Source organism: Undibacterium sp. Ji50W, assembly GCF_049340445.1.
In the GTDB taxonomy this organism is placed as follows: Bacteria; Pseudomonadota; Gammaproteobacteria; order Burkholderiales; family Burkholderiaceae_D; genus Undibacterium.
Genome location: NZ_JBMPOX010000006.1, coordinates 220,663 through 245,109 on the forward strand (window position 1 = coordinate 220,663; position 24,447 = coordinate 245,109).

The window sequence follows — 24,447 nt, forward strand, 5'->3', positions numbered from 1 at the left end:
CCATCACGGCTTGCGTTCTTCAACTGCTGATTTGCTGATGAAAATACAAAACAGTGAATTTCCTCTTGTCGGATAGAAGGCAAGAAAATTTGAAACGCCTTGGTCATTGCCAGGCACAACATGTGTACGATTACGCTGCGCTAATCGTACCTACGCTCTATCAATTAAGACCTCTCAACACAGAGGCGCAAAGACACAGAGAAAGGCACAGAAAAAAGCAAGGAGGAAACCCTAAAAAAAGACAGAAAATGATTTTGTTTTTCTCTTGCTTTTCTCTGTGTCTCTGTGCCTCTGTGGTTAATGGTTTTAAAACGGTCTTAAAACGGTCTTCAGCTTTAAATTTTAAGGAAACATCATGAGCAATAACGAACAAGCTGGCAAATGTCCTATGTCATGGCATGGCGCACAGATGGATTTTAGTGATTCCATGAGCTATGGCGACTATCTGGGTCTGGACCAGATCTTGACGGCCCAGCATCCACGTTCGCCCAACCACAATGAAATGCTGTTCATCATCCAGCACCAGACCAGCGAACTATGGATCAAGCTGATGCTGCACGAACTGCATGCCGTGCGCCAGCACATCCGCAATAATGATTTGCCACCGGCATTCAAGATGCTGTCACGCGTCGCCCGCATCATGGATCAACTGGTGCATGCCTGGGATGTTCTGTCCACCATGACACCCAGCGAATACACCGCCATCCGCCCTTACCTGGGGGCGTCATCCGGTTTTCAGTCACACCAATACCGCGAGCTGGAATACCTGCTGGGTAATAAAAACGCCGCCCTGATGACCGTACATGAAAGCAAACCCGACGTCCATGCCACACTGGACGCCGCACTGCGCACGCCATCCATCTACGATGAAGCCATCATGCTGATGGCACGCCAGGGTTTTACGATCGATGCAGAACGCCTGCAAGCCGACTGGTCACAAGGCGTGGTCGCCAATGAGTCGGTCAAGGCCGCCTGGCTGCAAGTCTATCAGACACCAGAACAACACTGGTCCCTGTATGAGCTGGCAGAAAAACTGGTGGACATGGAAACCGCCTTCCGCATCTGGCGCTTCCGCCACGTCACCACAGTAGAACGCATCATCGGTTTCAAAACCGGCACCGGCGGCACCGCCGGCGTCAGCTACCTGCGCAAGATGCTGGACGTGGTCCTGTTTCCGGAATTGTTTTCTTTGAGGACGGCGTTGTAACAAGCTTACCACCACGCATTTGGTCTGGCATACAGAGAGGACATCCTCTCTGTATTGGTTGAGCTTGGTTCGAGTGGCATGCTACATCAAACGCTATATGCTTCTTCCAGTGCCAACACCAGCTTCTGCACATCCCCTGCGTAAAAACCGGATGAGTTGAGCGTATTGATTTCCACTATTTTCAGACCATTTTCGGTGTCGCACACATCAATGACAAAAGCGTCATGTGGCTGCCATTCTTTAATTCGCTCTTCGACATAAGCAGTGAAACTGTCATCCACGTCGCTAGCATAGATTACGCGGTCACCTCGTTTATAAATGGACTTGGTAATGACATTACCTTTGACTACCCAAAAGCGTGCTTCGCAATAAATAGTAATAGGCTTGACGACTTGTATCATGGTCTGCGGCGTCAAACTGCTGCCGTCTTCGAGTTTCAAATCGCAGACCTGGCGTTGCCAGGTCTCAAATTCTTCACGCGATAATACACGGCCAGCAAAATACTTGGCGTCGTTGGTTGGACGTATGAACATCAATTCTTCAGTGAACACAGCATCTTCAAAGCTGCTGATAACCGAACCAGCGTTGAGCATATGCTCGCCCCAATGCTTCAATTGCTGCTCAAAATCTTGTTCAAACAAATCAAATACCCCAGGTATCCAGCCTTCACGTTTTGCAACATGGCGCATGGAATACGAGCCAATACAAATGACATTGGTGTGATTGAGCACCGCCGGCGGTTCAAGCTCGCCAACGAATGGCACAACCTTGTGCACCGAATGAGCAAGTCCAAACCGGTCAATCGTCTGCAACAGTTGATCCCAACCAGTTTCGGAGAAAATATTATTTTGTATGATCCAATGCATAGGATGAAAAAAGATTGTTGATAAAGACGGCCATTATTAAGTCAATTCACTCTTTATCATCGAATAAAATTACTCTTCCTCAGCGCGTTCCGCTTTGTAACGTGCGGATTCCTCTCCCGCAACGCGCAGCCACTCGGAAAAATTGGGCAGAAAATACCTATCAGCCCAATCAACTCGTTTTGGATTTGAATAATCGTGGAAATAGACCTTCGGATCCCCGCTTTTGTCATCGCCGTCAAAACACGCCAACACCACGTACCCGCCGTTATAAAAACCGCTCTTATCATTGATGATTGCGAAGGGGATCAATGGATTATCCGGATATTTCTGAAGCATAGCACCATAGTAATTTAGTGAACCAGGCATATTCAAGAACAAAAACCCCCATGGCTCAAGATCGGGAATATCATCACCCTGAGCCAACTCCAAATAATGCTTCGGAAAACTGAATCCGGCGGGGAGAATAGGTGAATCGTAAAAAAATAACTTACTCATTATGGTTTTCCTTTAATGCGAGGCGAATTAGGGGAACCGTGTGGATTTGCGGTGCGTCACTCGCGTCTTGGCAATCTATCGCCAGCCTTGATTGCTGAAATTTCAATCAGCAATCTCAGACCGCTTAGAACATGAGTATCCGCTATTGACAGTACACCTCACTGCTTCGGGTGTTTGGGCAGTTTATTTTTTATTTAATTCCTCATTCAACAAACGATTTACATCTTCTGCATTATCAAAGAAATAAATCGGTTCAAATTCTGCAGACACACCTTCAAACTTATTTGAAACGTTTTGCCATATTGAAGAAAAAAAATCCTCTCTCACCATAACTTTGATCTCATTAACATCAGAACGAAATCTCGAAACCTGTGAATTTAAAAGATGCATCACCGTAAACTCTTCGAGTGCAATCCATTTTTCGCGCAAATAATTTATTGCTTCCTCTTTGAGTAATAAACTGTCAATATCAAATCTAAAAGATGCCCACCCCCATCGGACAGGTAACGCTAAGTGAGGAATTTCGTCTTCAGAAACAATTACACTACCGCAATTTGTGCAGGTCATATCGCTTTTTGAATATTTACCACAAATATCACAAATTATTTTCATACTTAATTCCCCTTAAGAAGAAATGTTTTGGCACCGCCACTATAAGTCTTAAGCATTTCTTCCCAACTCATCGTCTTACCAGTTTGGGCATCATATAAATATCTTTCACCGTTCGGTAGAATCTCTCCATAAATCACATGTCCGTTACCTTTGGTTGCTATGCGAGGGAATACCGCATAATGACCTGCTTGTGCGAGTGGCTCATTGAATGCTGCCGGGCTGCCTTTTAAGCCAGTTGCATTTTCAATATATGCAAGTGATTTTTGCACATTGAATTGACGTTCTTTTCCTGTATAGCCATATTTATTTTCAATTTGGTTTGCAGTCATTGCCTCTTCCGCCGAAAGCCCCTCAATTTGATTGATAATTTTTGCTGTAGTACAAGCCGTACAATTATCCATGCGGGGTGTCGTATTGATACTACTAAAACCTTCTCCTCCCGCGCCTATGTGACTTGTCCCTGCTCGCTCCGCATTATTTGCCCCATACGACGCCAACTGTTTTGCATCACGCAGCGCACTTATTTTACCAGCATTACTCCAGGCACTTGCCCCTCCTGCGGCTGCCATGGTTGCGTCGGTTCCATACTGCCCGAAGCGTTGTGCATCATTACTTGGCGTCCAGGTATGCAATTGCCAGGGTTGCGAATCGCGGAAGGTTTGATAGATGTCATTTGGTACCAGTCCGAATTGATTGCCTATTGCCAGGTATCCTTCGGTAGCCAGCTTGGTACCCATGATGGGTAAATTAATTAGACCAGGACCTATATCCAGGATACTTTTTAATGACCCCTTGCCAGCTTCCAGCGGGTCTTTACCAGCGGCCCTGGATGCGCGCACGATGGCTTCGCCAACCGGATCACGCACAGGGGTATTGTCTACCGGTACCCACTCAGCTCCTGAATAGTTATCCATCGCATCATAGATTGGGCGCGATTCCATTGCTGGGGTATCATTCCCTCCGCCAGGACGGTAAGTAATTGGTCCTGTTGCTTCTGAATTGCGACCGCCCATTTTTTTGCGCGACCCGTCGGCTTCTTCCTGGCTCACGGTGCGGGACTGGCGTGCTGCTTCTTCTGCCTTTGATGCATACAATGCTTGATATTGTGCATCCCTTGCCAGGTAATTATTCTTCTGCTGGTCTGTCATGTCTGCCTGTCTGAGTATATCCAGACTGGGGCTCTCGATAACGCGATTGACAGACAGGTCGTGCGCGCTGCTGAGGTTGTTGTAATTGGCGTATTGGATCAGTTCATCTTCACTTGGGGTGTAGCCGTAATTGCGTTTGAATAAGTCGGTCAGGGTATCGCCTGATTCGGTGACATCGCGGCCATCAAAGCTGCCAGCCTGGTAGGGCGTTTTTTCTGAACGCATCAGGTCATCTTTGGTCGTGGCAACATTACTGTCACCGTTGGCCGCATTGATCGCTGGCAAACTGTTCAGTACCTCGTCAACGCTAGCCCCATTGTAGATATTCATCTCATCAGGCTGGATTCCCTTTACTCTGTCGATTTCACTGCGTAGCCCTGGGCTGATGATGCGTGCTCTATTTGCCTGCGGAGTGTCAGATATTTCCTCTGGTGTTTGTTTATCTTCAGAGGAGTTGTGCCTATCCCCCGCATCTTCAGAATCATCTTCGGATGAAGTGAGGGAGGTGCCAGGACTTGCATTGTCGCGGATCAGCAGATCTGCACCCGATGGGCGTGAAATAATACCGGTGCCGCCCGCAATGTGCATGGCGAGCTGACGGAGAAAATCGTCGATAACATTTGTTTTCTGGGTTAATGCCTCTTGCTGGTCTTTCGCAGTGACATCTGTTTGTGGATAGGTGTGTTCTGACATTTGTTCATTACCAGCGTTGTCATCGAAGGCATAGGGGGCAATGAAATAAGGGACGCTGTGGTTTGCGTACATCGTGTGTTTCCTCTTGCGTTTTCTCAACAGGTGACTACCGCAGTTTGCTTTGTCTGGCGCGCTGTTTTTTTGGGCATAGGTGAGCAGTTGCGTCATGTGGCATCAGGTCAGTGAACCTGTTAACACCTGTTAGCAGATGACGCATGGTTGGCGCGGTTTAATGGGTAGTCGCTATTGTTGTAGCGAGTGATGTCAGCGAGTGATGCATGGATATACCCACCAGCGAGCCTATGAACAAATGGGGTAATGCAAGCCTGTGGTGGCAGGGAGATCAGTATGAAGTCTGGGTGACTACTCCCCTGCCTGACGATGCGGGCATGGGGAGCGAGGGCTTCATGTAATCATGAAAATACTTGTTTGGTAAGATGTTGGGGGGAAAGGAATTTCCCCGCAGTTTAACTAAGCAGCTTGCTATTCCTCTTTTTCTCTGTAGCCAAAAACCTTTTGTGCATATTCCGAAACCTCTTTAAACTTGGTTTTAATTGCCCATTGTTCTGCTTTTTCTTTTGAACCGCCAGGCTTGCCAGGGAGATAGGGGTTAAATTTTTGACCACTACCCTCCGTGTAATACTTGTATATTTCGGATTTTTTTATCGCTGGCTCAAGATATTTTGGATCCAATACAGCCGATCCCGGGTCGCTCTGATGGTCAGCTTTGGCATTTTCGTAGGCATAGTTGATCGTACTCGGACCGCCGTTATAGGCCGCAAAAGATAATTTCTCAAAATTCGGGTCACTGCTTGGAATGTTGATTAATTTTCTGATGTCCTGGAAAGCATAGGCGCCAACCAAAATATTCACCTCTGGGTCTGATCTGTATTTTGCAAAGTCTTTATATTGACTCAACTCTTTATGATTTTTTACGGTGCCCGTCCAGGTAGGCCCATAAATCTGCATGACACCACTTGGGGCTACAGCGCTTTCCCCAGAACGAGCAGTGGCAGGATTTTTCTCCCCGCCTGATTCTGTCTTAGCCATGGCTCTCAGACTTGCTCCATCGACGCCCGTCTTTTTTACGGCTGCATCAAAATAAGACCTGTATCCGTCAATTATTTTAAAGCCGTCTCCATTGGAGCTGGGTGACTTTATCTTTGCTAATTTGTTAAGTTCAATTGAAGGAAGAGGACTTGATTCCTCTTTCTTATCCGAAGACAATTGATCAATTTTCTGGACAATACTGCTGATATCGTCATGCAGTTTTTGCGTATTTCTACTATCCAGTTCTTCAGTATCAGGTTCGTCTTTGCTATCAACACGCTTGTCGTTAACATCGGTGTCTTTTGACGTTTCGGGTTTCAAAAGATCAAAGAAATGGCGGGCCGTTGCCGCTGCCAGCTCTTCTTTGAAAGCCTGGGCTTCTTCCGGTGTGCGTCGTTGTGCGGCTTCGTTGCGCGCATCTGTAAACTCTCTGGGATCAGGTGGTGCGTTCATACGATCTGCAATTTTCTTGGCTTTGTCATACAGGCCACTGACATTCACATTGCCAGCGTCGAGCCGGCGATTGAATGCGGCAAATTCGGGGGTACTAACATCGGTCTGCAATTCATCATCCGGTATGCCTGCAGATTGCATATGATTGATTTCGTCCTGGTTTCTGGTCGCCAGCAGATAAGCCGCGTATCGGTCTTTCAGCGAGGCGGAGGATGCGCCCTTCACCTGGTCGATTTCTTTCTGCATTGCCGGGTTGATGGCACGTGGTTCACTTGCTTCTGCTGGCTCAGGCGTTTGCTCTGCAGTTGGTCCGGCATCTGGAGCGTCATAGCCAGAATCCAACGATGACGGATAGTCGCTATCACTATTATTTGCCAAGGCCAATAGATCAGCGCCTGACGGACGTGAAATAATGCCTTCGCCAACTGGAATGTTCATGGCAAGATAATGCATCAATTCGTCGACAGAATTGGTTTTATTCTGAGTCAATTCGTCTTGCTGGCCTTCCCCTGCTGCGTCATCTTGTGGATCAGCACCCTGCGACTGGTCGGGCATTTGATCTGCGTCGCCATTTTCGTCGTCGGCATAGGGGTCGTTTGAATAAGGGCTTCTGTAGTTTGTGTACATGGTGTATTTCCTCTTGCGTTTGCTAAATAGGGACTAACGTGCCCTGTTCTGTCTGGCGCGCTGCTGCCTGGCGTAGGCGACCAGTTGTGTCATATGGTCTTTGCTGACGCCGAACATGGGTAGCACGGCGTCTGCCACGGCCTGGGTGGTGGCGGCGATGAGGTCGGGCGTGATGGCCAGGCGTTTAACTTTGACCAACAGATCAAGATATTCAAACGCAAAGATCATGGAGGCAGGAACGACGACTTCCAGCGGCATCTGCTTGTTGCTTTGGGCATAGAGGTTGCTGATCATGCGGGCGGCCCCTGCACCGGCATCGCTGGCGGGGTTGCCGGCTTGCGCCATGCGTTGCAGGCGCATTTCTTTATTTTGCGGTGCATACATGATCGTCAGGCCGGCGTTCACCACTTTGGACAAGGCACTTTGAAATTGCGCTGCTACTTTGGATTGAATACCTTGCTCTGCCTGGGCGAGCATGGAATTGGAAGCTTGGCCAAGCATTATGTTCTCCGTATTGAGTTGATGATACCGAAGCGCGGAACGTCGCTGCCGTAGCTGGTCTGTGCCTGTTTCTGGCGTTGAAAATCAAGCGCAGCTTGCTGGTTGCGCTGGTTCATGATGTTGAATGGAAGCGCCAGACCTGACTTGGTAAATTCCAGCTTTTGGGCATCGCTCATGCTGCTCCATTTGCTGCCGAGATTATCGAGAAGCGACGGCGACCCTGACGACGCCCCTGATGGCGATCCTGATGGCGATCCTGATAGCGCCCCTGATGGCGATCCCGACGGCGATGGTGAGGTGTACCCAGTGATCTGGCCTAAATCATTTACCGGGATGATGCCATCTTTATCCAGACCGCCAGCCAGGTCTTCTGCAGATACCGCAAACTTGTTATTGGTCGTGGTGTTGATAGTTCCATCGGTATTAAATGATGGGCCGGGAGCATTTGCGCCGACCACATTACCGCCAACGTCAAGTGACGGGCTGCCTGTTCCTTGCATTGCTACCGTCTGTGATAGTGGCTGAAATGCAGGCTGAAACACCGGCTGAACAAAATTATCAGGCGGATTGACTGCGCCAGTCATATCCGTGTTCATACCCATCATGTTTTGCTGGCTTCCGATGAAGTCATTGCCTGCCATGCCCGGTCCGGCGCCCAGGCCGCTTCCACCCGCAGCGCCAGTAGACGTCATTGCTGGCGCACCACTAGCCATGGTACCGGCATCCGTGCCAAGACCAGCCAAACCGGACCCAGTATCGGCAACCAATCCATTGCCGGCCATATTAGTGACCACGTCATCAGTCGCGCCAGATAATACTGCTTTGCCAGCGCTGTCTATGGCTGCATCAGCACCGGTTGCGGCAAGTCCTTCAGCTGCGCCGCCTGCTGCTGCGCCGATAGCACCATTGACGAGTCCGCCTATGCCGCCGACCATGCTGATCTCGCCGCCGATCTTCATCAGGTTTTTATTGTCGGTGACCGCGCCTACCACGGTGGTAGCCATGCCGACGGCGGATATTGCGGTCAACACGGTGGCGACGGAGGTCACCTCAAATGCCGCTACCACGGCTGTTGCTACCCATGCCATATTGTGTTCCTTCCAGTGTTAAATTTTTACAGTGGTCCAGGTATTCCTGATCGTCTCCCGCAGTAAAATGTTGTTCTATCTTGTCGATATCGGTTTCATCTGTGCCGTGTATGCTGGTCCAGATGCAGTCTGTCAGCGTGGTGGCAATGCGTTTGGTGCCGGCAGGTGAAACAACGGTAAAGGGCGCTTTGACGTGGACCAATCCCGCCTCTGTCGTCACCAGCATTTCACCTTGCGACAAGATGTTGAGGTTGTCGTATTTGTGGATGCGGCCAGTAAGTGTTACCCCGGCAGGAATATGCAATTCGCGCGCATAGACGCCGTTGGCGAAATGGTTGACGACTTTCAATTCCACCTGCGGCAGTTTTTTCATGGCGGCTTCGAGTTCATTCACCTGCTGCCTGGTGATGGGCTTGGCCTCAGTGATCCTGGTCATGGGAATGTCAGTTGATTGCTGACATCAACGTTGGCCTGGTTGATGGCCGCTTGTTGCGTAGGCGTGACGGGGCCGACTAAGCTACCAGATGCGGCACCAGATCCGCCACCAGATGCACTGCCATCGGCACCCACATACATCCCGGTACCGGCCGCTGCTGCCGTACCTTGCAGCGTCACTTTCAAGCCTGCGGCATTGGCTGCATCGGTCAGATTTTGCACTGCAGCCATTTTTGCATTTGCATCCATCGCAGAATTGCTTTGGATATTAGCAATGCCGGCGATGTAGTTATTCCAGGCAGTAGCTGTGTTCTGATTCGTTGCGATTGCGGCAGAATTGGCATCATGCGCTGCGTTCAGTGTTTGCTGGCTGGCGTTGTTCATGCCTGCAATGGTTTTCTGGCTGGCTGCACTCAGTTCGGCGATTGCACGTTGGGTGTTTGCAGAAATACCCGCAGTCGCCAGGGAGGTATTGGCATTGCTGTCAGTATTGTATTTTGATGTCGCTGCATTAATGCCAGCCACGCCAAGAGTCGTGTCAGAATTCAGCTTGGCAATAGACTGGTTGGAATTGATGCCCAGGACATTGTTCAGCAAGGTATTGCTCTGACCGGAATTGAACTGGCCAGCCACATTGGCCGCATTAAAGTTCTGCAAGGCATTCTGGTTCAACTGATCGGTGTTGTACCCGGCTGCTTTGGCATAAGTTGCCGCATCCGCAGAGGCTATCGGGGTGGCGTTACGCATGACCGCATCCATGATCGCACTGTCGCGGATGCTGCTGTTGCCAGTAAAACCCCGGGCGGCCGCATCTTGCGCACCGGCATTGGCCCATGCCTGATAATAGGGATTATTCGGGTCTATCATCCTGGCCATTTGTCCCTGTGCAGTCTGGTCGGCAGTTACGCCCCAGGTCGCAGGGCTGGCTAGCGCAGCAGGATTGTATTGATAGGCACCACTGGCACCCTGGAACGCTCCTGTGCCATTTGCTGCATTGTTACCGACACCTGTTGCCCGGTTAATGATACCGCCGTTGTACGCTGCGCCATTACTTGTCACCGTGCCGATTCCGCCGCCAGGTGTGTTGTCAACAATTCCCTGATTGATAGGCGCATTGACTTGTGGGCTGGAAAATCCATTGTTTGCTTCTACCCACGCATCACCAATTTCCATACCAGCAGCTTGCAATGCTTTAAACCTTGCCTGCATCGCCTCCGGCGTATCTTGCGCTGCCGCACCGCTTGGAACCCATGAATGATTTGGACCTGTGTAGCTACCTGTTGGCGTTGCCAGGCCTGCTTTTCTATACACGTCGTTTGGATCAATTCCCAATTGATAAGCCGATTGGGTTTTAAGCAGTGTCGTGCTGCCTGCCGGGGCATAGCCTATCGTATTATTTTTTACGCCTGATCCATCCGCATATTGCAGCGGTGTCAGACCCTGCGCCTGGTTATAATCTGCGGTGCCGTAGATGTCGCCAGAATACAAATCATTGTAGGCAGTTTTGTTCAGGTTTTGCTGATTGGCATACTGATCTGTAGCCGTTGATGCGACTGACCCTGCCTGCGCACCGCCCAGGTCTTTTTTCATTTGCGCCGCATAAGCGGGATCAGTAGCCCACTGGCTATTCGCATTGGTCAGATAATCGCCATAATTCTGCTTGGCAGCAGTCTGAAAGTTTTTATTGACGCTATCAAATGACTGACCCGATGCCAATTGCTGCGCCCAATAATTAACGCCTGCGTTTTCACCAGCCCGGCCCAGATGCGTTTGATACAGACCTTGCGCCTGCTGAAGGTATTTGGGATCAACTGCACTGGCAGTCGTCCCTGTCTGCGCTGGCAATTGTGACATGGGGTCAGGATTAGCAGTCGCTGTTGCAGCAGTGGTTCCTGCATTGGAGGTCGTGTTGATAATGCCGCCTCCAGTATTGCTACTGGTACCTGCTGTATTTTGCGTCAGATCGGTAACAGGTGCAGCGGGCGCATCGGGCGTATATGTCGATGTGCCATCTGAATTCATTTTCCAGACCATGGCGTTTCCTTATTTACCGGTTTTAGTAGCGGCAACCAAACTGTTGAACAATGGCGCGACCAGATCCCAGGCTTTTTCAAACTGGTCTTCGATGCCGAGGCTGGCAGAAATGAAATTGCGCACTTGCAGGGCTTTTTGATTGCCTGGTGCATCCGGGATCAGGCTTTCGATGCTGGTGATCAATTGCTTGACCTGGTCCTTGTTTTGGGCGAGGAAGTTGATGATGGAGAGAATTGCGGCGGCAATTTGTAGCATGATGATTCCTTAATAGTGACAGTGGGTAGAAAAGCTGATGCCGTTGATGCTGTGAAGGTAGTCAGCCGCGATACGTGGTATCGAGTCCTGCGAGGGGGTTATCTGAGTCAACGAACTGTTCGCCGACTCGCGCAGCGGTATGAGGGTCAGGCTGCACTGGTTCTGGTGCTGGCGGCTCAGGTAGGATTGGCACCGGGGTTCCGCTGACTGTATTGCTTGCGCTATTTTGTTCTGGCTTGGCCGGCAGTCCAATTTTGTCGGAACTTGCAACAGTTGCTGCACTGTTGAACAGCCCGAAACCGATAGCAGCAACAGCGCCGATATGAGTAAGATCATCCGGCGAGATGTGAAAGTCGTAGCCATACAATTTTCCAATCGAAAATACAGAGCCCAGCAAGACGGCTATCAAGTTACCCAGCATCTGTTTGTTTTTGAGTTTCACAGCATCAGCAACCGCCTGGCCCTGCCGGAATACGTTGTAGAACAATCCTAGTTTTTCAAACATTTTGTGTCTCCCAAAGCAGGTTATTGGCCATGCGATTGACCCAGCCTTTGCCAAACGTGTCGAACTGCGACAGCGAGGTGTAAAACTTGATGCGGTGTGCTGCCATGGTCTTGGCCAGTTTGTCCGGATTACTTGCCAATGCCTTGCTCAACGTGATGGAGCCGACAATCCCATCTTCAGCCACGCCCAGGGCGCGCTGAAAGAGTCTGGCGGCCGTGCCGGTGCCGCAATTCACTGCGCAATCAAAAAACTCGAACGCGACAACCAGCGCGAAGCGGTCCAGTTGATACGGATCCCAGAAGTCGCGCTTATAAAGCGCCTTTGCCTGGTCGACAGTCAGCGCTGCGATGTCCAGGTTCGGGTAACTGCGCTGGCTGATGCCGTATTTGGTCAGCCTGCCCTTATCCAGCGGATGATTGGTGATGCCGCCTTCATTCGTCAGCAAGGGGGCAATACATAATTCAAAATTGTTCATGGTATGTTCCATAAAAAAACCCGGGATCACCCGGGCTTGGTCTTACACATCAAAAATTACTTCCAGCGCTTCAACCAGGATTGCACCGTCTTTGTCTCGTAGATCCTGATCAAAGACCAGACCAGCGAAGCCAATGCAGCCATTGCGGGCAGCCATCCGGCCAGGGTGGCAACAATGGTGCCGACAGAAATGGCATCTAGCCAGTGGGTCAATTGATGATCCTGCATTACTTATCCTTTTCTTTGCGCAAAAAAATCCGCGTCTGCGGATTCTGCTGTTTATTCTGTATTTCAATATGCATTTCAATCTCCCTAATACTATTTCTTTGTGCCTCCCAACTTCAGCGTTTGCAACCCAGTCAAATCGCAGGGACACAATGCGGTAGTGGACTGTCACGGTTGAAGCGGAAGTGAAGGACACCTGACCAGCGAATCAGGGTAAGGCAGCACATCAAAGGCTTGCCGCGTCGATAAATAGAGAATCGATTTGCGCATCTGTCATACCCAGCACCGGTGTGAGTGCAACTATCAACAGCTTATGTCTTTCAACGGTACTTGAAAATTCCCATTCGATACGACTTGCATCGCCTTGCACGCCCGGCAAATTGGCGATGCTTGTATTGACGTGATTGAGCAAACCCGCATGAAGCAGGGCAAGACGCGCTTGGCGCATCGTGATTACTGTAGGCACAGGTTGGGGTGGAGGTGGAGGTTTTGTAAACACCTGACCATCAAAATAATCGCCAATAACACCGCCGGCAGATGCGTCGATACAAAGGCTGTCTGCATACGTCGCTTGTATTTCCTCAAGTGATTTGGCAAGGATTGTGTTGGTCACAACGCCGTTTACCACCAGGTGAACCCGGATTGGTTCAGGTTCTACATTCATTTCTTGATTTCCCATTTTCGACCTTACCAATAATCCACCAAAACTTCACCGCGTCCACCAGTACCACCATTGCCGCCAGTGCCGCCAGTTGAACAGCCAGCGCCACCACCGCCACCACCAGGGGATCCGCCGTTTCCGCCGTTTCCGCCGTTGTTGGTGCCTGAGTTTGCACAACCTCCACCGCCACCACCATCGCCGCAAGCATAATCACGACTGGTACCATTACCTCCAGATGTGGGGCTTACACCTCTTATGCCTGCTGTTCCGCCCCCACCAATTGCATATACGCCGCATGCACCGCCAGCTTGGCCGTCGCTACTGGTAGCCGAAGAAGCACCACCACCACCACCACCGCCGTACAACGCACCTGCGCCAGCACTACCAACACCCCCACCGCCAGCCCCCCCCCATTCTGCCCGACCGGCAGTCCCAGCTCCACCACCTCCGCCAAGACCTACGTTATCTGGCAAAGCTGGAGTACCTAGAAAACTTGGCGCTCCACCCACTTGCGCTGCAGGCGCCCCTCCTGTAGGTGTACTGCCAGACCCGAGTCCAGCAGTCCCAGAACCTGCGCCACCACCGCCGCCGCCACCATATGATGCATTACTTAACTTGGACTGCATGCCACCGCCACCACCGTATGCGATGTTGTATGTAACACCGCCAGCAGCGATGGAACTTGTTCCACCTGCAACGCCGGGCGATCCAGTACCGGTGGAGGCGTTATTTGTACCGGCTCCACCGGTACCGCCAGCCGCAACCGTTATCGTTAAAGTGGTTCCAGTAGCAATTGGAGTAAGTATTTTTTGCTGACAAGCACCGCCACCGCCTCCAGCCGCCCCCATGTTCGTGGTATCCTGGTTACCCCCACCACCCCCACCACCACCACCAGTAACCCTTGTCCGCCACCCATTAACACGAGTTGGCATCGTGAATGTACCGGATGCTGTGAATCTGGCCACACCTCCGGACAGACGCGTGGCAATGAAATTCACTCCATCGAAAGTAAGCATCAATGCTCCACCGCTGTATTCGACGATGGATGCTAAACCATCGATGGTTTCAGAGCCGAAGCGGGTAAGAGTGATGGCTACTGCACTCGCGGTCGTGGCCTCATTTTTTATGATGCAATACCAGCCTGATGATATGCTTGCCGGGTTTGGTGCAGTCCATGCGACTGAACTGCCACCGGTAAGAACAAGGTGTTTTCCACCATCAGCAGCCATTATCTGATAGGTACTGTTTTGCACATTCCTGGGAATGACAATGGCTCCCCAAAAGGCAGTTGAACCATCTGTTATCAATGACGAACCTGCTTTGCCCGCTTGCCCCGGCAAAGTCGCAGTCAGTACCTGATTCGTGATCGCCGCCATGGTGGCGATCTGGGTTGAATTGGTACCGACTGTTGCGGTAGGTGCAGTCGGGATACCGGTCAGTGCCGGCGAATTCAGCGGCGCATAAGGCAATAATGTCGCCATCGTGGCGATCTGGCTTGAATTAGTCCCGAACGCTGCCGTGGGGGCAGTCGGGCTACCGGTCAGTGCGGGCGAATTCAGCGGCGCATAGGCTGAAACAGTGGCAGCAACAAAAGCCGTCGTCGCCCCCTTCGTCGAATTATCGCCCGGCGCTGGTGTTGCCATGGTCAGGGTCGCGCCAGTGTAATCATGCGTGCCGGTCCATGCTTGGCCAGCGATATTGCCCTTGCCGCCAAATTGCGTATTCACTCCCTCAAAACCAGCCTGGATCAGGCCAAACTCTGATTTGACGGAAACAGAAACGCCACGTGACTGCGCAACTGGCACGCCCGTTTGCGCGTAATACGGATTAGTCATACCTGTCTTTCATGAACGTTGAAGTAATTGCGGTGTGGACATCAGCGTCACCCCCTGCAGGGTGTGTGACTGGTCCTGGCTGCGGTTCGAATAAAACAGCAGACCTATGTTTTTTTCCGTGCCATCGATCGACAGTGAAGGGCTGCTGACGTAAGCCGCATCCCAGTTGAACTGGTCCCAGTTAAACTGATCCCAATACCCGCCACCGCCGCTCAGCGCAGTATCACTTTGCGGTGCTGACGGCAATACCGCCGGATTGCCATAGCCAAGATCGTAGGAAATATTGACCTTTGCAAAACCGTCCACCACCACTTCAAATACCGCACGACGAAAACGCTTGCGGATGCGCGGTGACTTGTTATTGTTAAACGGCAGGCGGCACCAGGCCTCGATGGCATTGCCATCTTGCGAGGTACCGGCATTGTCCTGGTACACATAGCCATCGTCCGAACCAAAATACGTAACCTCGGTACCATTGCTCAGATTGGCGGTGCAAATACAGCGCACTGGCCGGTTATAATTCAGCGGCAGCATGCCATTCACCTTGTCACCAGTCAGGCCGACTGCCAGTGCCGTGCCATCGGTAAAATACACGCGGTATTGATTGCGGGTACGCAAGGTCGTCGATGCACATTCCAGCCCCCGTTTGCGGGTCACCAGTGGCTGTATCATGTGGCTGATGGAGGCATAATCAAAGTCGCCATAATTCAGGGTCGTGGTCAGTGCCTGTATGCCGCGGGTAGTCATGCCAAAGGCATCATTCGATACTTGCTGGCAGGTGAAAGCGCTGTAGCCGATATCAAAGATCGATGACACCAGCTTGAAGTCAGCATTGCTGGTGCCATACAGCACGAAAGTGCGTTCGGCAGTAAAAATAGCCAGTGAAGATCCGGCCTGGTTACCGCCTTGCGGTAAAAAACCGGTCACCGGTTTGGAGCAATCCAGCTCCCCTGCCCCCGTCACTACCGTCCATGAATACGGCGCACCCAGGCTGGAATACTGCACCGAGGCGTTAAAGGATAAAAACAGATAGCCCTTGTGGGCAATCACATGGGCGGGCGTATCCTGCGTCATGCCGGTGCGCAAGGGGACGTAATTATTGCCGTCAAATTCAAACGCCAGGTTCACGCCGTCGGCACCATACATCTTGCTGGCATTGCTGGCACCAGTGAAGTTGTAATTGAAAAATTCCATCCTGCCGCCAGGCAGGCGTGTGATGGCAGTCGATGCACCAGACGCCGTCACCTTGCTGCTACCGCTTACCTGCAAGGCACCGGCAGCAAAGGCACCACCCGCCAGCGCAGCAAACACCAGCGTACCGGCCCCGGCGCTGGTCCAGGTGCCAGTACGCAGCATGGCCGCCACGCACACACCCGAGACACCGCCCTGGCTCACTGCATCACCCGTTTTAATTTCAGCCGTGGCCGCAGTAAACTGCACCTCCACACCAAAACTGACCTGCACCCAGCCACTGCCGGTTGCCTTATACATGGCAGCAGCAGTACCCGCTACATTGTCCCGAAAGGCATACAGCACGTCATTAAACACCCACACGCCACGCACCGGGCCACTGCCCGGCACCACCTGTATCAGGCTGCGCTGGTCATTCGCCGCCAGCAAGGCATAATCGACATGATCACTGACTGAACTGGCGCCATTGCTGGCCTGCGGTGCAGTGACGGTGGCCACCGGTGTCGCCCCTACCCGCAAGCTTTCAGCCACCTGGAAAGTGGCGCTCACCCGGCTGCACACCAGGTAATTGCTGAAAACAGCCAGCACCAAGGCCGTCGCCGTACTGCTGGCACCAGTGACCGTATTGCCAACAGCAATGCCCGCCGTGGTATTCACATACACCAGCGTATAAGCAGCCGCACTGGGGGATGGCCGTCCATCAAAACGCTCATAGCCATCAATACGACGATAACCACCACCAATCGCCGGCTCATAATTCTGGGCATCGATCACCATGCCTGGTGCCATCGCTATCGATGGCGTGACCAGGTCCAGCCCGCCACCCAGCGGATAATAATCCTGACGTACCACAGGCATCTTCATAGCAAGGGCTCCGCAAAACGCACGGGCGGCAACTGATTCAATTCCAGCCGCGCCAGCACCTTGTCAAATTCGGATTGACCAAGCTGAAACACTTCCGACGCCGCTTCATGGCCACCGTAAAACATCATGGCGCGATACACAATCGCCCTGTGGTATTCGGTCGGCAAAGACGGCACATCCGTCGCCGCCTGCAACTCTTGTGGTGCCAGATAATATTCACCTGTCACCGTATAGCCTGCGGCATTAGGCGCAGCGCCCAGCAAAATCGCCTTGGCCGGGCTGGCCGCCCATTCCACCGGGCGCTGATAAGCAGTCCGCATGGCACCAAACTGATACAGGTTACGAAAATGCCCGTAGTCGCGGCAAGGCAACCAGGTTTCATTGGTGGTGCCCAGTGCGGTTTGATACAGCCTGAAGCTATCGGTTTTCCAGTTACCAAAATTCACCGCATTCGCCTGTAGCGGGGTATAAGCTTGCTGTTGTGCCACCGTGTTGAATGAAAAACTGGCGCGCATGAATTCCCAGTGTTCGTTCATGCCCTGGATATCCATCCATGCGTCATTCACCCAGTTGCAAAACTTTAGTGATTCACCACTCAGCCCCGTCACCGTGGTCAGTGCAGCACCCGAAGCGCCACATTTTTCGCGCAGCGCATTGACGATAGACAGATAGTTCACGATCTATGCCTGCGCGCGTATGGACCGCAGCCATTCCGTGTCACGCGGCTTGGCGTTGATCAACTCGAACGGATAAGCCGTGCCTATGCTGCGCACGATACGGGCAGTGTCATTGCCGTCATGATCGATAGTCTTGACGGTACGCACATTGATGGGCTTGGCGCGCAACAGCGCTTCAGCCACATAGCGCCTGACATTCAGCTCTATGCCGCGTGGCAGGTTATTGCCGTAGACAGGATGGGATCTGACGCCATTCACGCACACCGGCACCCGTGGTTCTTCATTCGGGTTGGTGGTTTCCTGTATGCGTATGCACACAGTTTCATTCATGAAATTCATCTTGTCTGCCCAGTCCTTTTTATCGGCCATGACATCGGCGACGACTTCAATTTCAGGCACATCATCATGACTGAAAACGCCGCTGGCAGGCATGGTGACATCGGGTGCCACCGGGCCTTGCAGTTCAGCCGTGTTTTTGCTTCGTGACATGTTTGATCCTTTAATAAAAAAAGAGCATCCGCAGATGCTCTTTTTGTTGAAAACCTTAAAAATTTCTTATAACTTCTTAAAACTTTTTAAATTTTTAAAAAAATGACGCGGCTACATTAAGCGTGTACGCGCCAGGCACAAGTCCTGGATGCCAGCACCAGGCCAAGCGTGGCATTTTGCAATACACGAAAGCCATTATTCGTCAGCGTAATGCCGCCGTTGCCGCCGCCAATTTCCAGCGTGCGGGTGCCGTTTGCCGCTGTTTTGACACAGCTATTGGCAGCCATGCCTTCGTAAAATTCACCGCAGACGCGGTCGGTCAGGTTTTCCCATTTCACATACTTGGGTTTGAAACCGCAGACAATTTCCACATAGTCCGTGGCGGTGATGGCAGTGCCATCCAGAACATCCAGGCCATTGGCAAATGCAGCCGAGCCCTGGGATGGGTTATAGGTCAGAACCTGACCAGCGATATTTTGAGGCATCTTGCTTCCTTACAGGTTGGTGGTCAGCGCTGGTGGATTGTTCAGCGCGCCATAATTGGTGTCAGTCACACCGGCATCATTGTCGAGTTTGGCGTTGGTAGCGATCAGTGCCGTGCGCAGGGCAGCCACATCGGCGCGCAGGGCAGTGATCAGAAAACGTACCGCCTCGGCATCACGATGGCTTGCCATCGCATTGCTGCGCTGCTTGATGGATTCAGGCATACAGGTTTCCTTTCATTAGCTCAGCAAAGGTGTGCCGGCTTCCACCACAGCCAGGCGACCCTGGTTCTGGATAATGGCGGCGTAATACCATTTGGCACCGACATAACCGCGCTGACCGCCCGGATCAGACTTGTCACGCTGCGACGGTGGCAGATACCAGGCATCCCAGTTTTCAACGCCGCCCAGATGGGTCTGACCTACCGATTCATCGGCCATCATGATCATAGGGTAGACATCAATCAGCGAGCCGCTGGTACTGGTCATGCCGGTTGCGCCAATGGCCGCACCAGCATCCGGATAACCTGCCAGTTCAGGCGACAACACAAAGCGGAAACGTTCACAAGAACCGATTTCCATATCATGGATAGGCTTGCGCTGCGCGTAATTGGCGATATCCTTGAAATTGGGCAAATCGCGGATGGCCGGTTCCAGATCGGTATGGCAAAACACCACGAAGGCCGCTTCTATCGGTGCCGTCGCAAAATTGGTGGAAGGCACTAGCACCTGCGTGATCGGCATCGCATGGTTGGCCAGCAAAGTCTTGGCTACCTTGCGCAACATATTGATGGTCACCGTGTTGGCTACCGTCGCGCGCGACGTGCCGCCGCTGTAATACACTGTCGTACCTGCCTTGTAGGCACCATAACGCACCATTTCACCGATCAGGCCCATGCGCTGGCCGGTCTGGCGTTTGGCTTCATCAGGGATGATGTCGCCATCTTCATGCATGTCGTTCATCTGGTCGGTCACGCAGTACAGTACCAGATACTGCACCAGCGTTGCCGTCACATCGGTGGGGGTCAGCGTGTCGGCGGTCGGCGTCACACCTTCGACGGCTTGCTGGCTGGATGCAAATGTGGCGACGTTGTTGGCGGTAATCCACTGATTATCCACGCCACCATACGGCAGCCAGCGGCGAAACTTCACATTATTCGATTTGTTTTTGGGGATGACTTTATCTTTGTCGGTACCGACCAAAGACAAGACTTCAACCGGTGCTGCATGCGAAAGGATTTCACCTTTCAGCGTGCCCACCCGCTGGGTTACATTGGCATAGCTTGCTACTGGCATAAATTAACTCCTAGCGCTGGCGACGTGCCTGAAAAGCTTTGTCGGCAGCTGATTGTTCAGAAATAACACCGCGTGCCGCCACCTGGCCTTGCGGCTGCATGGCATTGGCAAGACGGCTCTTGTTTTGCTGCGATTTTTTGGCGAAGGCGTCCCTGGCTTGCTGATAAGCCTTGATCGAAGCACCGATTTCAAACGCATTGTTCGAGTTGTGCATCTTGGTCTGGTAAGCCACAGGCTGGGCCGCCAGCCATCGACGATAATCCGTCTGAGGCAAACGGCCATCAACATCCGGCAAGCCGATAATTTGATCCCAGCCGGGGTTTAAGCCATGCAATAATTCAACGTGGGTATTCACCCGCTCTGACGACGCAACTTCCAGCGCAGCCTTTTTAGCCAGAGCGACATAGTCGTCCGGTGTGCGGCCTGCAGCTTTGGTCTTGCCATTGCTAGAATCACTTGTTGAATCATTCCCTGGCCCGGTACCCCGGGTATTGAGTTTGCCCAGGATCTTGTTGAGCGCCCCCTTGGTCAGATCTGCCAGTTCCGGAAAAATCTCGCGCATTTCCGCCAGGTCTTCATCATTGACCGTCACAGCCTGACCACGCGGCACCTCTTGCTGCAGGCGTTGTATCGCTGCATTCAACTTGCCGTTGTTACCGGCCAGATGATCAATCTGCTTGCGATACTTCGGTATCTCACCCAACAAACCGGCGATCTGTTGTTCTGTCAAGCCAGCCAGCATCCTTGGCGCTGCCTGCGCTTCAGCCTGACCGGCACTGGCATCCTTATCCAGTTCTGCCTTCGTTGCGACAGATGTTTCACTGCGCGCCCGGTCAAAAGCTGCCGCTGCGGCGGCGGCTTCAGCGCTGTTGCGCTCGTTACCGGAATTACCTGCATTGCCTGCATTTCCTGTACTACCGACGCTATCAGCACTGCGGCCTGCTTCCTGATTACCCTGGGCCGGCTGCTCTGCCGCTCCACCCTGTTCGATTTCACCACTCATCATTGCTTCTCCAAAAAACAAAACCCGCCTGGTGGACTGACATAGTTGAAACAGGGTGAAAGACACTTGCCCGCTGATCAGGGCCACTCTGTGGTTAACTGTGACAGCCCGCACATGCGGGTCAGACTACAGACAGGGCAACGATTACTCGTCGCGGTCTGTCAATGGTTCCGGTACATCGCGGTTAGCGATTCCCAGGCTTAAAACATACTGTGTATCAGCAATGCGGCCACGCAGCTTTGCCGTCTGTTCTGGCGTCAGGTCCGTATCATTACGCTGACGCAGGCTTTGCAGACGCTGCTGCAGATGCTCACGCAGGCGCGCCCATACCGGGCTATGCCGCTCTTCATTGTTGAGCTGAAAATCTTCTTCATTCATGGCCTGTCCTTATCCTATGGCGTATCCGGCGTGCTGATTTCATCACGCACCAGACTGGTATGGTGCTTATGCAGGCTTAACATCCGATCCTGCAAACCCTCATTTTGTGCCAGCTGTATTTCAGCCGCTGCCAGCTCACGCTTGGTCTGGTTGTCCATGGCGGACTTGGCCAGCATGGTCCTGGCATCATTGATACTGATTTTTTCCTTGTTGGCATAATCCAGCAAGGCGATTTCGCGCTGCAGTTCCAGCTTGCGCATTTCATACTCGCCATTCTGTTGCGCGATCAGCATTTCCTTGTCGGCGCGTGCCATTTCAGCGTTGGCGCGTGATGTTTCCACCATTTGCGCCGTCTGGGCGCGTATGCGTTCCTGCTCGATGCGGGCACTGGCGTTGGCCATTTGTGGCGTGCTGCCACCGGTACGCAATAATTCTTGCTGGTGACCAGCTTCTTGCGCAATACGCTGCAGTTCAGCCTGCGACTGCGCCATCTGCAATTGCCCGTTGGCCTGCGCCTGTGCCTGCACTTTCGCCAGACCAGCCTGCGCCATGATCTTGGCGGCGGTAATGCGCGCATCTTCCGGCGGCTGACGCCCTGCCATTTCCTGCTTCCTGGCGTCACTCAGCTTCAGGCGTTGCGGGTTGATGCGCTTGGATTTCAGCAATTCTTCGATAAACAGTTCCGGGTCCAGCCCAAAGGCCGGGTTGGTGGCAAAGGCAGCGATCTGCACCAGGAACTGGTCTTGCGCCGCCCTTTCCATCAGCGCGCTGGAACCGCGCGCATGAATACTGAAATCACCTTTTTCACTATCGTCTTCGCCATGGATCATCAGGTATTCATAATAGCGGCCGATATGCGGTTCGGTAATGCAGTCATCAATGCGCCGTACAATGTCACGCGGCACAATGCTGGCATTATTCATCAGCAATTGCATGCCGCCCACGGTTTCTGGCGCAGCCCCTTGCTGACCCTGCATCATCATCGGCAAACCCGTGGCATCTTCAAACATCTTGGAAAAATACTGGATGATGTTCATCAGCTCGCCCTGCATGCTGGGCACATTAAAAAACATCATCGCATGCGCCACCTGTGAAATATCAGCGTCACCCCGCGTGTACCAGGTGTAAGGGTCATTGCCCTGTACCACCGCCTTGCGGTTGATCACCGTATGCGGCCTGGCAGAACGACCGGCATTGTCCATCAGGTTGCGCACCGCTGCATTCAAACCACGCTGTGCCGTGCGGCCCTGGCGTGCCACGCCATCACCTATCCACAAGCCGGATTTGCGCTGCCACACCGTCACATCATAAGTAAATTCTTCACTGTCCAGATGCGACAGTGCTGCCTTGATCACATGCTCATTCACCATCGTCACCACGGCATGAAAGACATCACCGGCTTCACCTTCCACTTCACAACCGGCATCGGCCATGTCCTGCCATTCCACCTGGCCTTCAAAGTACCAGATCTCGAACAGGTCAGAATCAGTCTGCTGTTCTGCGGCACTCTTGCGGGCACCGTGGGTGGCGCTGATGGGGCCTTCTTCCAGGCAGCGCGTAATCTGCGCCGGGATATAACTGTCCAGCTTCACCAGGTCACGCAATTTGCTGCGCGTGATAAAGTCTTGTTCGAACACATAACTGCCGTTGTTGATATCTTCACCGCAAGCAGGGTCCGGGTAAAAACGCCAGGGGTCGATACGGCGCGATGCCGGTATCACTTTTTCTTGTATCTCTATGGCATAACCTTGCTCAGTCCTGACCACCGCCTTGGTCGATTTCGCTTTGGGAAACGGCCCCTTCATGATGCCAACACCAATGCGTGCCATGTCCTTGATCACCTTGCGCATTTCTGCGTTGTAGGCACAGGCAGTCAGCCAGTCGTCGATACGGGTACGGGCTTTTTTCCAGGCATCATTGGCAGCATCGATTTCTTGCTGCGCCAGATCGCCGACGGTTTGCGGTGCAGGCGCTGTTGGCGATGCTGGCATACCCATGCCAGGTGGCGCGCCTGGCAACATCCCAGCACCTGGCATGGCACCTTGCATCGGGTTCGTTGCTGGCGGCATTGCAGTTGGTGGTACCGACGGAGCAGCAGTTGCCATGTCCCCTGCTGAAACTGCGTCAGGGACAGCAGCAGGGTCGGCAGCAGGGTCAGCGGTTGAGTCCGCAGTTAGTCCCGCCGACATCGCCTGGCCACCCGCAGGTTTCACAAACAGGCTGCGCAAACGTGCCATCATGGAAGCTGGCATCGTACTGCTACCCGCGCCGCCCGGCCCCAGTTGCATCTGCTGTGCTGCCTGCATCAGCGGTGTCATGTCCTTTGCCTGCTTCACCAGATCCGGCACCGGGGTAGGTTCACCATCCCAGTTCCTGTCATCCGTCGGAAGATACAGATCGGCAATCAGCGCCGATGCCATATCCACATACGGTCGCGTTAGCGGCACAAAGACCGTGCTGCGCGTCGCCTTGGCATCCGGTGCACGTGTCGCACCCGTGCCGGTGCCACCAAAGTCATACGGCTTGATACGGGCCGATGTCGTGCGGTTGGCATCATCGATCGCTTCATAATGGTCTTCATCTTCTTGCCATTGCTCTTCCACACCCATCTGGCGGCGCGCTTCTATCGCCGTATTACGCATCGCGCGCAGGGTGGAAGAAAACGCCGCCAGCCGCGCCAGACGCGCTTCACTTAGTTCGTCGCCTGGCGCATCACCGATGTCGCCATCACTATCGTCATCGCCATCGTCATCACCCTCGTCACCAATCGCATCTTGCCCATTTTCTTTACCGCCCAGGGCGGTACGGACACGCGCACTGCCTGGCAAAGCCTGGCCTGCATTCACATTTTTATTTTTCATTGTCATCTCATTGACTACATTCATCGCCAACTACGTGGGCGC

Annotated in this window: 26 protein-coding genes; 2 read left to right on the forward strand and 24 right to left on the reverse strand. The window is 52.6% G+C overall.

Going from position 1 to position 24,447, the window contains the following annotated elements; all coding sequences use genetic code 11:
* The first annotated feature begins 355 nt into the window (after window positions 1-355).
* Window positions 356-1,207, forward strand: coding sequence for a tryptophan 2,3-dioxygenase (kynA, locus tag ACO0K9_RS12190; RefSeq protein ID WP_422985180.1), 852 nt, complete (start codon window positions 356-358; stop codon window positions 1,205-1,207).
* Between the two features lie 86 nt (window positions 1,208-1,293).
* On the opposite strand, the gene ACO0K9_RS12195 is transcribed toward kynA, so the two are convergent.
* From ACO0K9_RS12195 to ACO0K9_RS12210, 4 genes are all read right to left on the reverse strand, one after another.
* Window positions 1,294-2,073: an ATP-grasp domain-containing protein gene (locus tag ACO0K9_RS12195; protein WP_422985182.1), complete on the reverse strand. Its 780-nt coding sequence runs from the start codon at window positions 2,071-2,073 to the stop codon at window positions 1,294-1,296.
* Between the two features lie 69 nt (window positions 2,074-2,142).
* A complete protein-coding gene (locus tag ACO0K9_RS12200; RefSeq protein ID WP_422985184.1) occupies window positions 2,143-2,568 on the reverse strand; it encodes a hypothetical protein in 426 nt (141 codons plus the stop codon).
* A 183-nt stretch (window positions 2,569-2,751) separates the two neighbouring features.
* On the reverse strand, window positions 2,752-3,180 hold the full coding sequence (locus ACO0K9_RS12205; protein ID WP_422985186.1) for a hypothetical protein: 429 nt from the start codon (window positions 3,178-3,180) through the stop codon (window positions 2,752-2,754).
* Window positions 3,181-3,182: 2 nt separating this feature from the next.
* Entirely contained in the window at window positions 3,183-5,189 is a 2,007-nt protein-coding gene (locus ACO0K9_RS12210; protein ID WP_422985188.1) for a hypothetical protein, read from the reverse strand.
* A 110-nt stretch (window positions 5,190-5,299) separates the two neighbouring features.
* Between ACO0K9_RS12210 and ACO0K9_RS12215 the strand changes: the two genes are divergently transcribed.
* Window positions 5,300-5,434, forward strand: a complete 135-nt coding sequence (locus tag ACO0K9_RS12215; protein WP_422985190.1) for a hypothetical protein — start codon at window positions 5,300-5,302, stop codon at window positions 5,432-5,434.
* Between the two features lie 70 nt (window positions 5,435-5,504).
* Here the strand turns inward: ACO0K9_RS12215 and ACO0K9_RS12220 are convergent, their stop codons facing one another.
* The 20 genes from ACO0K9_RS12220 to ACO0K9_RS12315 form a co-directional block, all read right to left on the reverse strand.
* Window positions 5,505-7,151, reverse strand: coding sequence for a transglycosylase SLT domain-containing protein (locus tag ACO0K9_RS12220; protein WP_422985192.1), 1,647 nt, complete (start codon window positions 7,149-7,151; stop codon window positions 5,505-5,507).
* 33 nt (window positions 7,152-7,184) lie between these two features.
* Window positions 7,185-7,652 (reverse strand): hypothetical protein, encoded by a 468-nt coding sequence (locus ACO0K9_RS12225; RefSeq protein WP_422985194.1) that lies wholly within the window; start codon window positions 7,650-7,652, stop codon window positions 7,185-7,187.
* Entirely contained in the window at window positions 7,652-8,740 is a 1,089-nt protein-coding gene (locus ACO0K9_RS12230; RefSeq protein WP_422985196.1) for a hypothetical protein, read from the reverse strand. The genes ACO0K9_RS12225 and ACO0K9_RS12230 overlap by 1 nt, the downstream gene beginning before the upstream one ends.
* Complete coding sequence (locus ACO0K9_RS12235) at window positions 8,703-9,176, reverse strand: hypothetical protein (RefSeq protein ID WP_422985198.1); 474 nt, start codon at window positions 9,174-9,176, stop codon at window positions 8,703-8,705. Before ACO0K9_RS12235 ends, ACO0K9_RS12230 begins: the two co-directional genes overlap by 38 nt.
* Window positions 9,173-11,209 (reverse strand): DUF4214 domain-containing protein, encoded by a 2,037-nt coding sequence (locus ACO0K9_RS12240; RefSeq protein ID WP_422985200.1) that lies wholly within the window; start codon window positions 11,207-11,209, stop codon window positions 9,173-9,175. Before ACO0K9_RS12240 ends, ACO0K9_RS12235 begins: the two co-directional genes overlap by 4 nt.
* Before the next feature lie 9 nt (window positions 11,210-11,218).
* Complete coding sequence (locus tag ACO0K9_RS12245; RefSeq protein WP_422985202.1) at window positions 11,219-11,464, reverse strand: hypothetical protein; 246 nt, start codon at window positions 11,462-11,464, stop codon at window positions 11,219-11,221.
* A gap of 61 nt (window positions 11,465-11,525) precedes the next feature.
* The gene (locus tag ACO0K9_RS12250; protein WP_422985204.1) at window positions 11,526-11,969 is read right to left on the reverse strand and encodes a hypothetical protein; all 444 of its coding nucleotides are present in this window, start codon (window positions 11,967-11,969) and stop codon (window positions 11,526-11,528) included.
* On the reverse strand, window positions 11,962-12,444 hold the full coding sequence (locus ACO0K9_RS12255) for a glycoside hydrolase family 108 protein (protein ID WP_422985206.1): 483 nt from the start codon (window positions 12,442-12,444) through the stop codon (window positions 11,962-11,964). The genes ACO0K9_RS12250 and ACO0K9_RS12255 overlap by 8 nt, the downstream gene beginning before the upstream one ends.
* 56 nt (window positions 12,445-12,500) lie before the next feature.
* Window positions 12,501-12,671, reverse strand: a complete 171-nt coding sequence (locus ACO0K9_RS12260) for a hypothetical protein (protein WP_422985208.1) — start codon at window positions 12,669-12,671, stop codon at window positions 12,501-12,503.
* Window positions 12,672-12,894: 223 nt separating this feature from the next.
* The gene (locus ACO0K9_RS12265; RefSeq protein WP_422985210.1) at window positions 12,895-13,332 is read right to left on the reverse strand and encodes a hypothetical protein; all 438 of its coding nucleotides are present in this window, start codon (window positions 13,330-13,332) and stop codon (window positions 12,895-12,897) included.
* 23 nt (window positions 13,333-13,355) lie between these two features.
* Window positions 13,356-15,164, reverse strand: a complete 1,809-nt coding sequence (locus ACO0K9_RS12270; RefSeq protein ID WP_422985212.1) for a hypothetical protein — start codon at window positions 15,162-15,164, stop codon at window positions 13,356-13,358.
* Between the two features lie 9 nt (window positions 15,165-15,173).
* On the reverse strand, window positions 15,174-17,219 hold the full coding sequence (locus ACO0K9_RS12275) for a hypothetical protein (protein ID WP_422985214.1): 2,046 nt from the start codon (window positions 17,217-17,219) through the stop codon (window positions 15,174-15,176).
* A complete protein-coding gene (locus ACO0K9_RS12280; protein WP_422985216.1) occupies window positions 17,216-17,896 on the reverse strand; it encodes a hypothetical protein in 681 nt (226 codons plus the stop codon). The genes ACO0K9_RS12275 and ACO0K9_RS12280 overlap by 4 nt, the downstream gene beginning before the upstream one ends.
* Before the next feature lie 3 nt (window positions 17,897-17,899).
* Entirely contained in the window at window positions 17,900-18,385 is a 486-nt protein-coding gene (locus tag ACO0K9_RS12285) for a hypothetical protein (protein WP_422985218.1), read from the reverse strand.
* 116 nt (window positions 18,386-18,501) lie between these two features.
* Window positions 18,502-18,870: a hypothetical protein gene (locus tag ACO0K9_RS12290; RefSeq protein ID WP_422985220.1), complete on the reverse strand. Its 369-nt coding sequence runs from the start codon at window positions 18,868-18,870 to the stop codon at window positions 18,502-18,504.
* 9 nt (window positions 18,871-18,879) lie between these two features.
* Window positions 18,880-19,092, reverse strand: a complete 213-nt coding sequence (locus ACO0K9_RS12295; RefSeq protein WP_422985222.1) for a hypothetical protein — start codon at window positions 19,090-19,092, stop codon at window positions 18,880-18,882.
* Between the two features lie 15 nt (window positions 19,093-19,107).
* The gene (locus tag ACO0K9_RS12300) at window positions 19,108-20,163 is read right to left on the reverse strand and encodes a N4-gp56 family major capsid protein (RefSeq protein WP_422985224.1); all 1,056 of its coding nucleotides are present in this window, start codon (window positions 20,161-20,163) and stop codon (window positions 19,108-19,110) included.
* 10 nt (window positions 20,164-20,173) lie between these two features.
* Window positions 20,174-21,166, reverse strand: coding sequence for a hypothetical protein (locus ACO0K9_RS12305; protein ID WP_422985226.1), 993 nt, complete (start codon window positions 21,164-21,166; stop codon window positions 20,174-20,176).
* A gap of 144 nt (window positions 21,167-21,310) precedes the next feature.
* The gene (locus ACO0K9_RS12310) at window positions 21,311-21,544 is read right to left on the reverse strand and encodes a hypothetical protein (RefSeq protein ID WP_422985228.1); all 234 of its coding nucleotides are present in this window, start codon (window positions 21,542-21,544) and stop codon (window positions 21,311-21,313) included.
* A gap of 14 nt (window positions 21,545-21,558) precedes the next feature.
* Window positions 21,559-24,405 carry a portal protein gene (locus ACO0K9_RS12315; RefSeq protein WP_422985230.1) on the reverse strand — a complete coding sequence of 949 codons (2,847 nt, stop codon included), beginning with the start codon at window positions 24,403-24,405 and terminating at the stop codon, window positions 21,559-21,561.
* Between the last annotated feature and the right edge of the window lie 42 nt (window positions 24,406-24,447).

Coding starts and splice junctions, on each gene's coding strand:
- kynA (WP_422985180.1), top strand. CDS start 356: ATGAGCAATAACGAACAAGCTGGCAAATGTCCTATGTCATGGCATGGC.
- ACO0K9_RS12195 (WP_422985182.1), bottom strand. CDS start 2,073: ATGCATTGGATCATACAAAATAATATTTTCTCCGAAACTGGTTGGGAT.
- ACO0K9_RS12200 (WP_422985184.1), bottom strand. CDS start 2,568: ATGAGTAAGTTATTTTTTTACGATTCACCTATTCTCCCCGCCGGATTC.
- ACO0K9_RS12205 (WP_422985186.1), bottom strand. CDS start 3,180: ATGAAAATAATTTGTGATATTTGTGGTAAATATTCAAAAAGCGATATG.
- ACO0K9_RS12210 (WP_422985188.1), bottom strand. CDS start 5,189: ATGACGCAACTGCTCACCTATGCCCAAAAAAACAGCGCGCCAGACAAA.
- ACO0K9_RS12215 (WP_422985190.1), top strand. CDS start 5,300: ATGGATATACCCACCAGCGAGCCTATGAACAAATGGGGTAATGCAAGC.
- ACO0K9_RS12220 (WP_422985192.1), bottom strand. CDS start 7,151: ATGTACACAAACTACAGAAGCCCTTATTCAAACGACCCCTATGCCGAC.
- ACO0K9_RS12225 (WP_422985194.1), bottom strand. CDS start 7,652: ATGCTTGGCCAAGCTTCCAATTCCATGCTCGCCCAGGCAGAGCAAGGT.
- ACO0K9_RS12230 (WP_422985196.1), bottom strand. CDS start 8,740: ATGGCATGGGTAGCAACAGCCGTGGTAGCGGCATTTGAGGTGACCTCC.
- ACO0K9_RS12235 (WP_422985198.1), bottom strand. CDS start 9,176: ATGACCAGGATCACTGAGGCCAAGCCCATCACCAGGCAGCAGGTGAAT.
- ACO0K9_RS12240 (WP_422985200.1), bottom strand. CDS start 11,209: ATGGTCTGGAAAATGAATTCAGATGGCACATCGACATATACGCCCGAT.
- ACO0K9_RS12245 (WP_422985202.1), bottom strand. CDS start 11,464: ATGCTACAAATTGCCGCCGCAATTCTCTCCATCATCAACTTCCTCGCC.
- ACO0K9_RS12250 (WP_422985204.1), bottom strand. CDS start 11,969: ATGTTTGAAAAACTAGGATTGTTCTACAACGTATTCCGGCAGGGCCAG.
- ACO0K9_RS12255 (WP_422985206.1), bottom strand. CDS start 12,444: ATGAACAATTTTGAATTATGTATTGCCCCCTTGCTGACGAATGAAGGC.
- ACO0K9_RS12260 (WP_422985208.1), bottom strand. CDS start 12,671: ATGCAGGATCATCAATTGACCCACTGGCTAGATGCCATTTCTGTCGGC.
- ACO0K9_RS12265 (WP_422985210.1), bottom strand. CDS start 13,332: ATGAATGTAGAACCTGAACCAATCCGGGTTCACCTGGTGGTAAACGGC.
- ACO0K9_RS12270 (WP_422985212.1), bottom strand. CDS start 15,164: ATGACTAATCCGTATTACGCGCAAACGGGCGTGCCAGTTGCGCAGTCA.
- ACO0K9_RS12275 (WP_422985214.1), bottom strand. CDS start 17,219: ATGAAGATGCCTGTGGTACGTCAGGATTATTATCCGCTGGGTGGCGGG.
- ACO0K9_RS12285 (WP_422985218.1), bottom strand. CDS start 18,385: ATGTCACGAAGCAAAAACACGGCTGAACTGCAAGGCCCGGTGGCACCC.
- ACO0K9_RS12290 (WP_422985220.1), bottom strand. CDS start 18,870: ATGCCTCAAAATATCGCTGGTCAGGTTCTGACCTATAACCCATCCCAG.
- ACO0K9_RS12295 (WP_422985222.1), bottom strand. CDS start 19,092: ATGCCTGAATCCATCAAGCAGCGCAGCAATGCGATGGCAAGCCATCGT.
- ACO0K9_RS12300 (WP_422985224.1), bottom strand. CDS start 20,163: ATGCCAGTAGCAAGCTATGCCAATGTAACCCAGCGGGTGGGCACGCTG.
- ACO0K9_RS12305 (WP_422985226.1), bottom strand. CDS start 21,166: ATGAGTGGTGAAATCGAACAGGGTGGAGCGGCAGAGCAGCCGGCCCAG.
- ACO0K9_RS12310 (WP_422985228.1), bottom strand. CDS start 21,544: ATGAATGAAGAAGATTTTCAGCTCAACAATGAAGAGCGGCATAGCCCG.
- ACO0K9_RS12315 (WP_422985230.1), bottom strand. CDS start 24,405: ATGAAAAATAAAAATGTGAATGCAGGCCAGGCTTTGCCAGGCAGTGCG.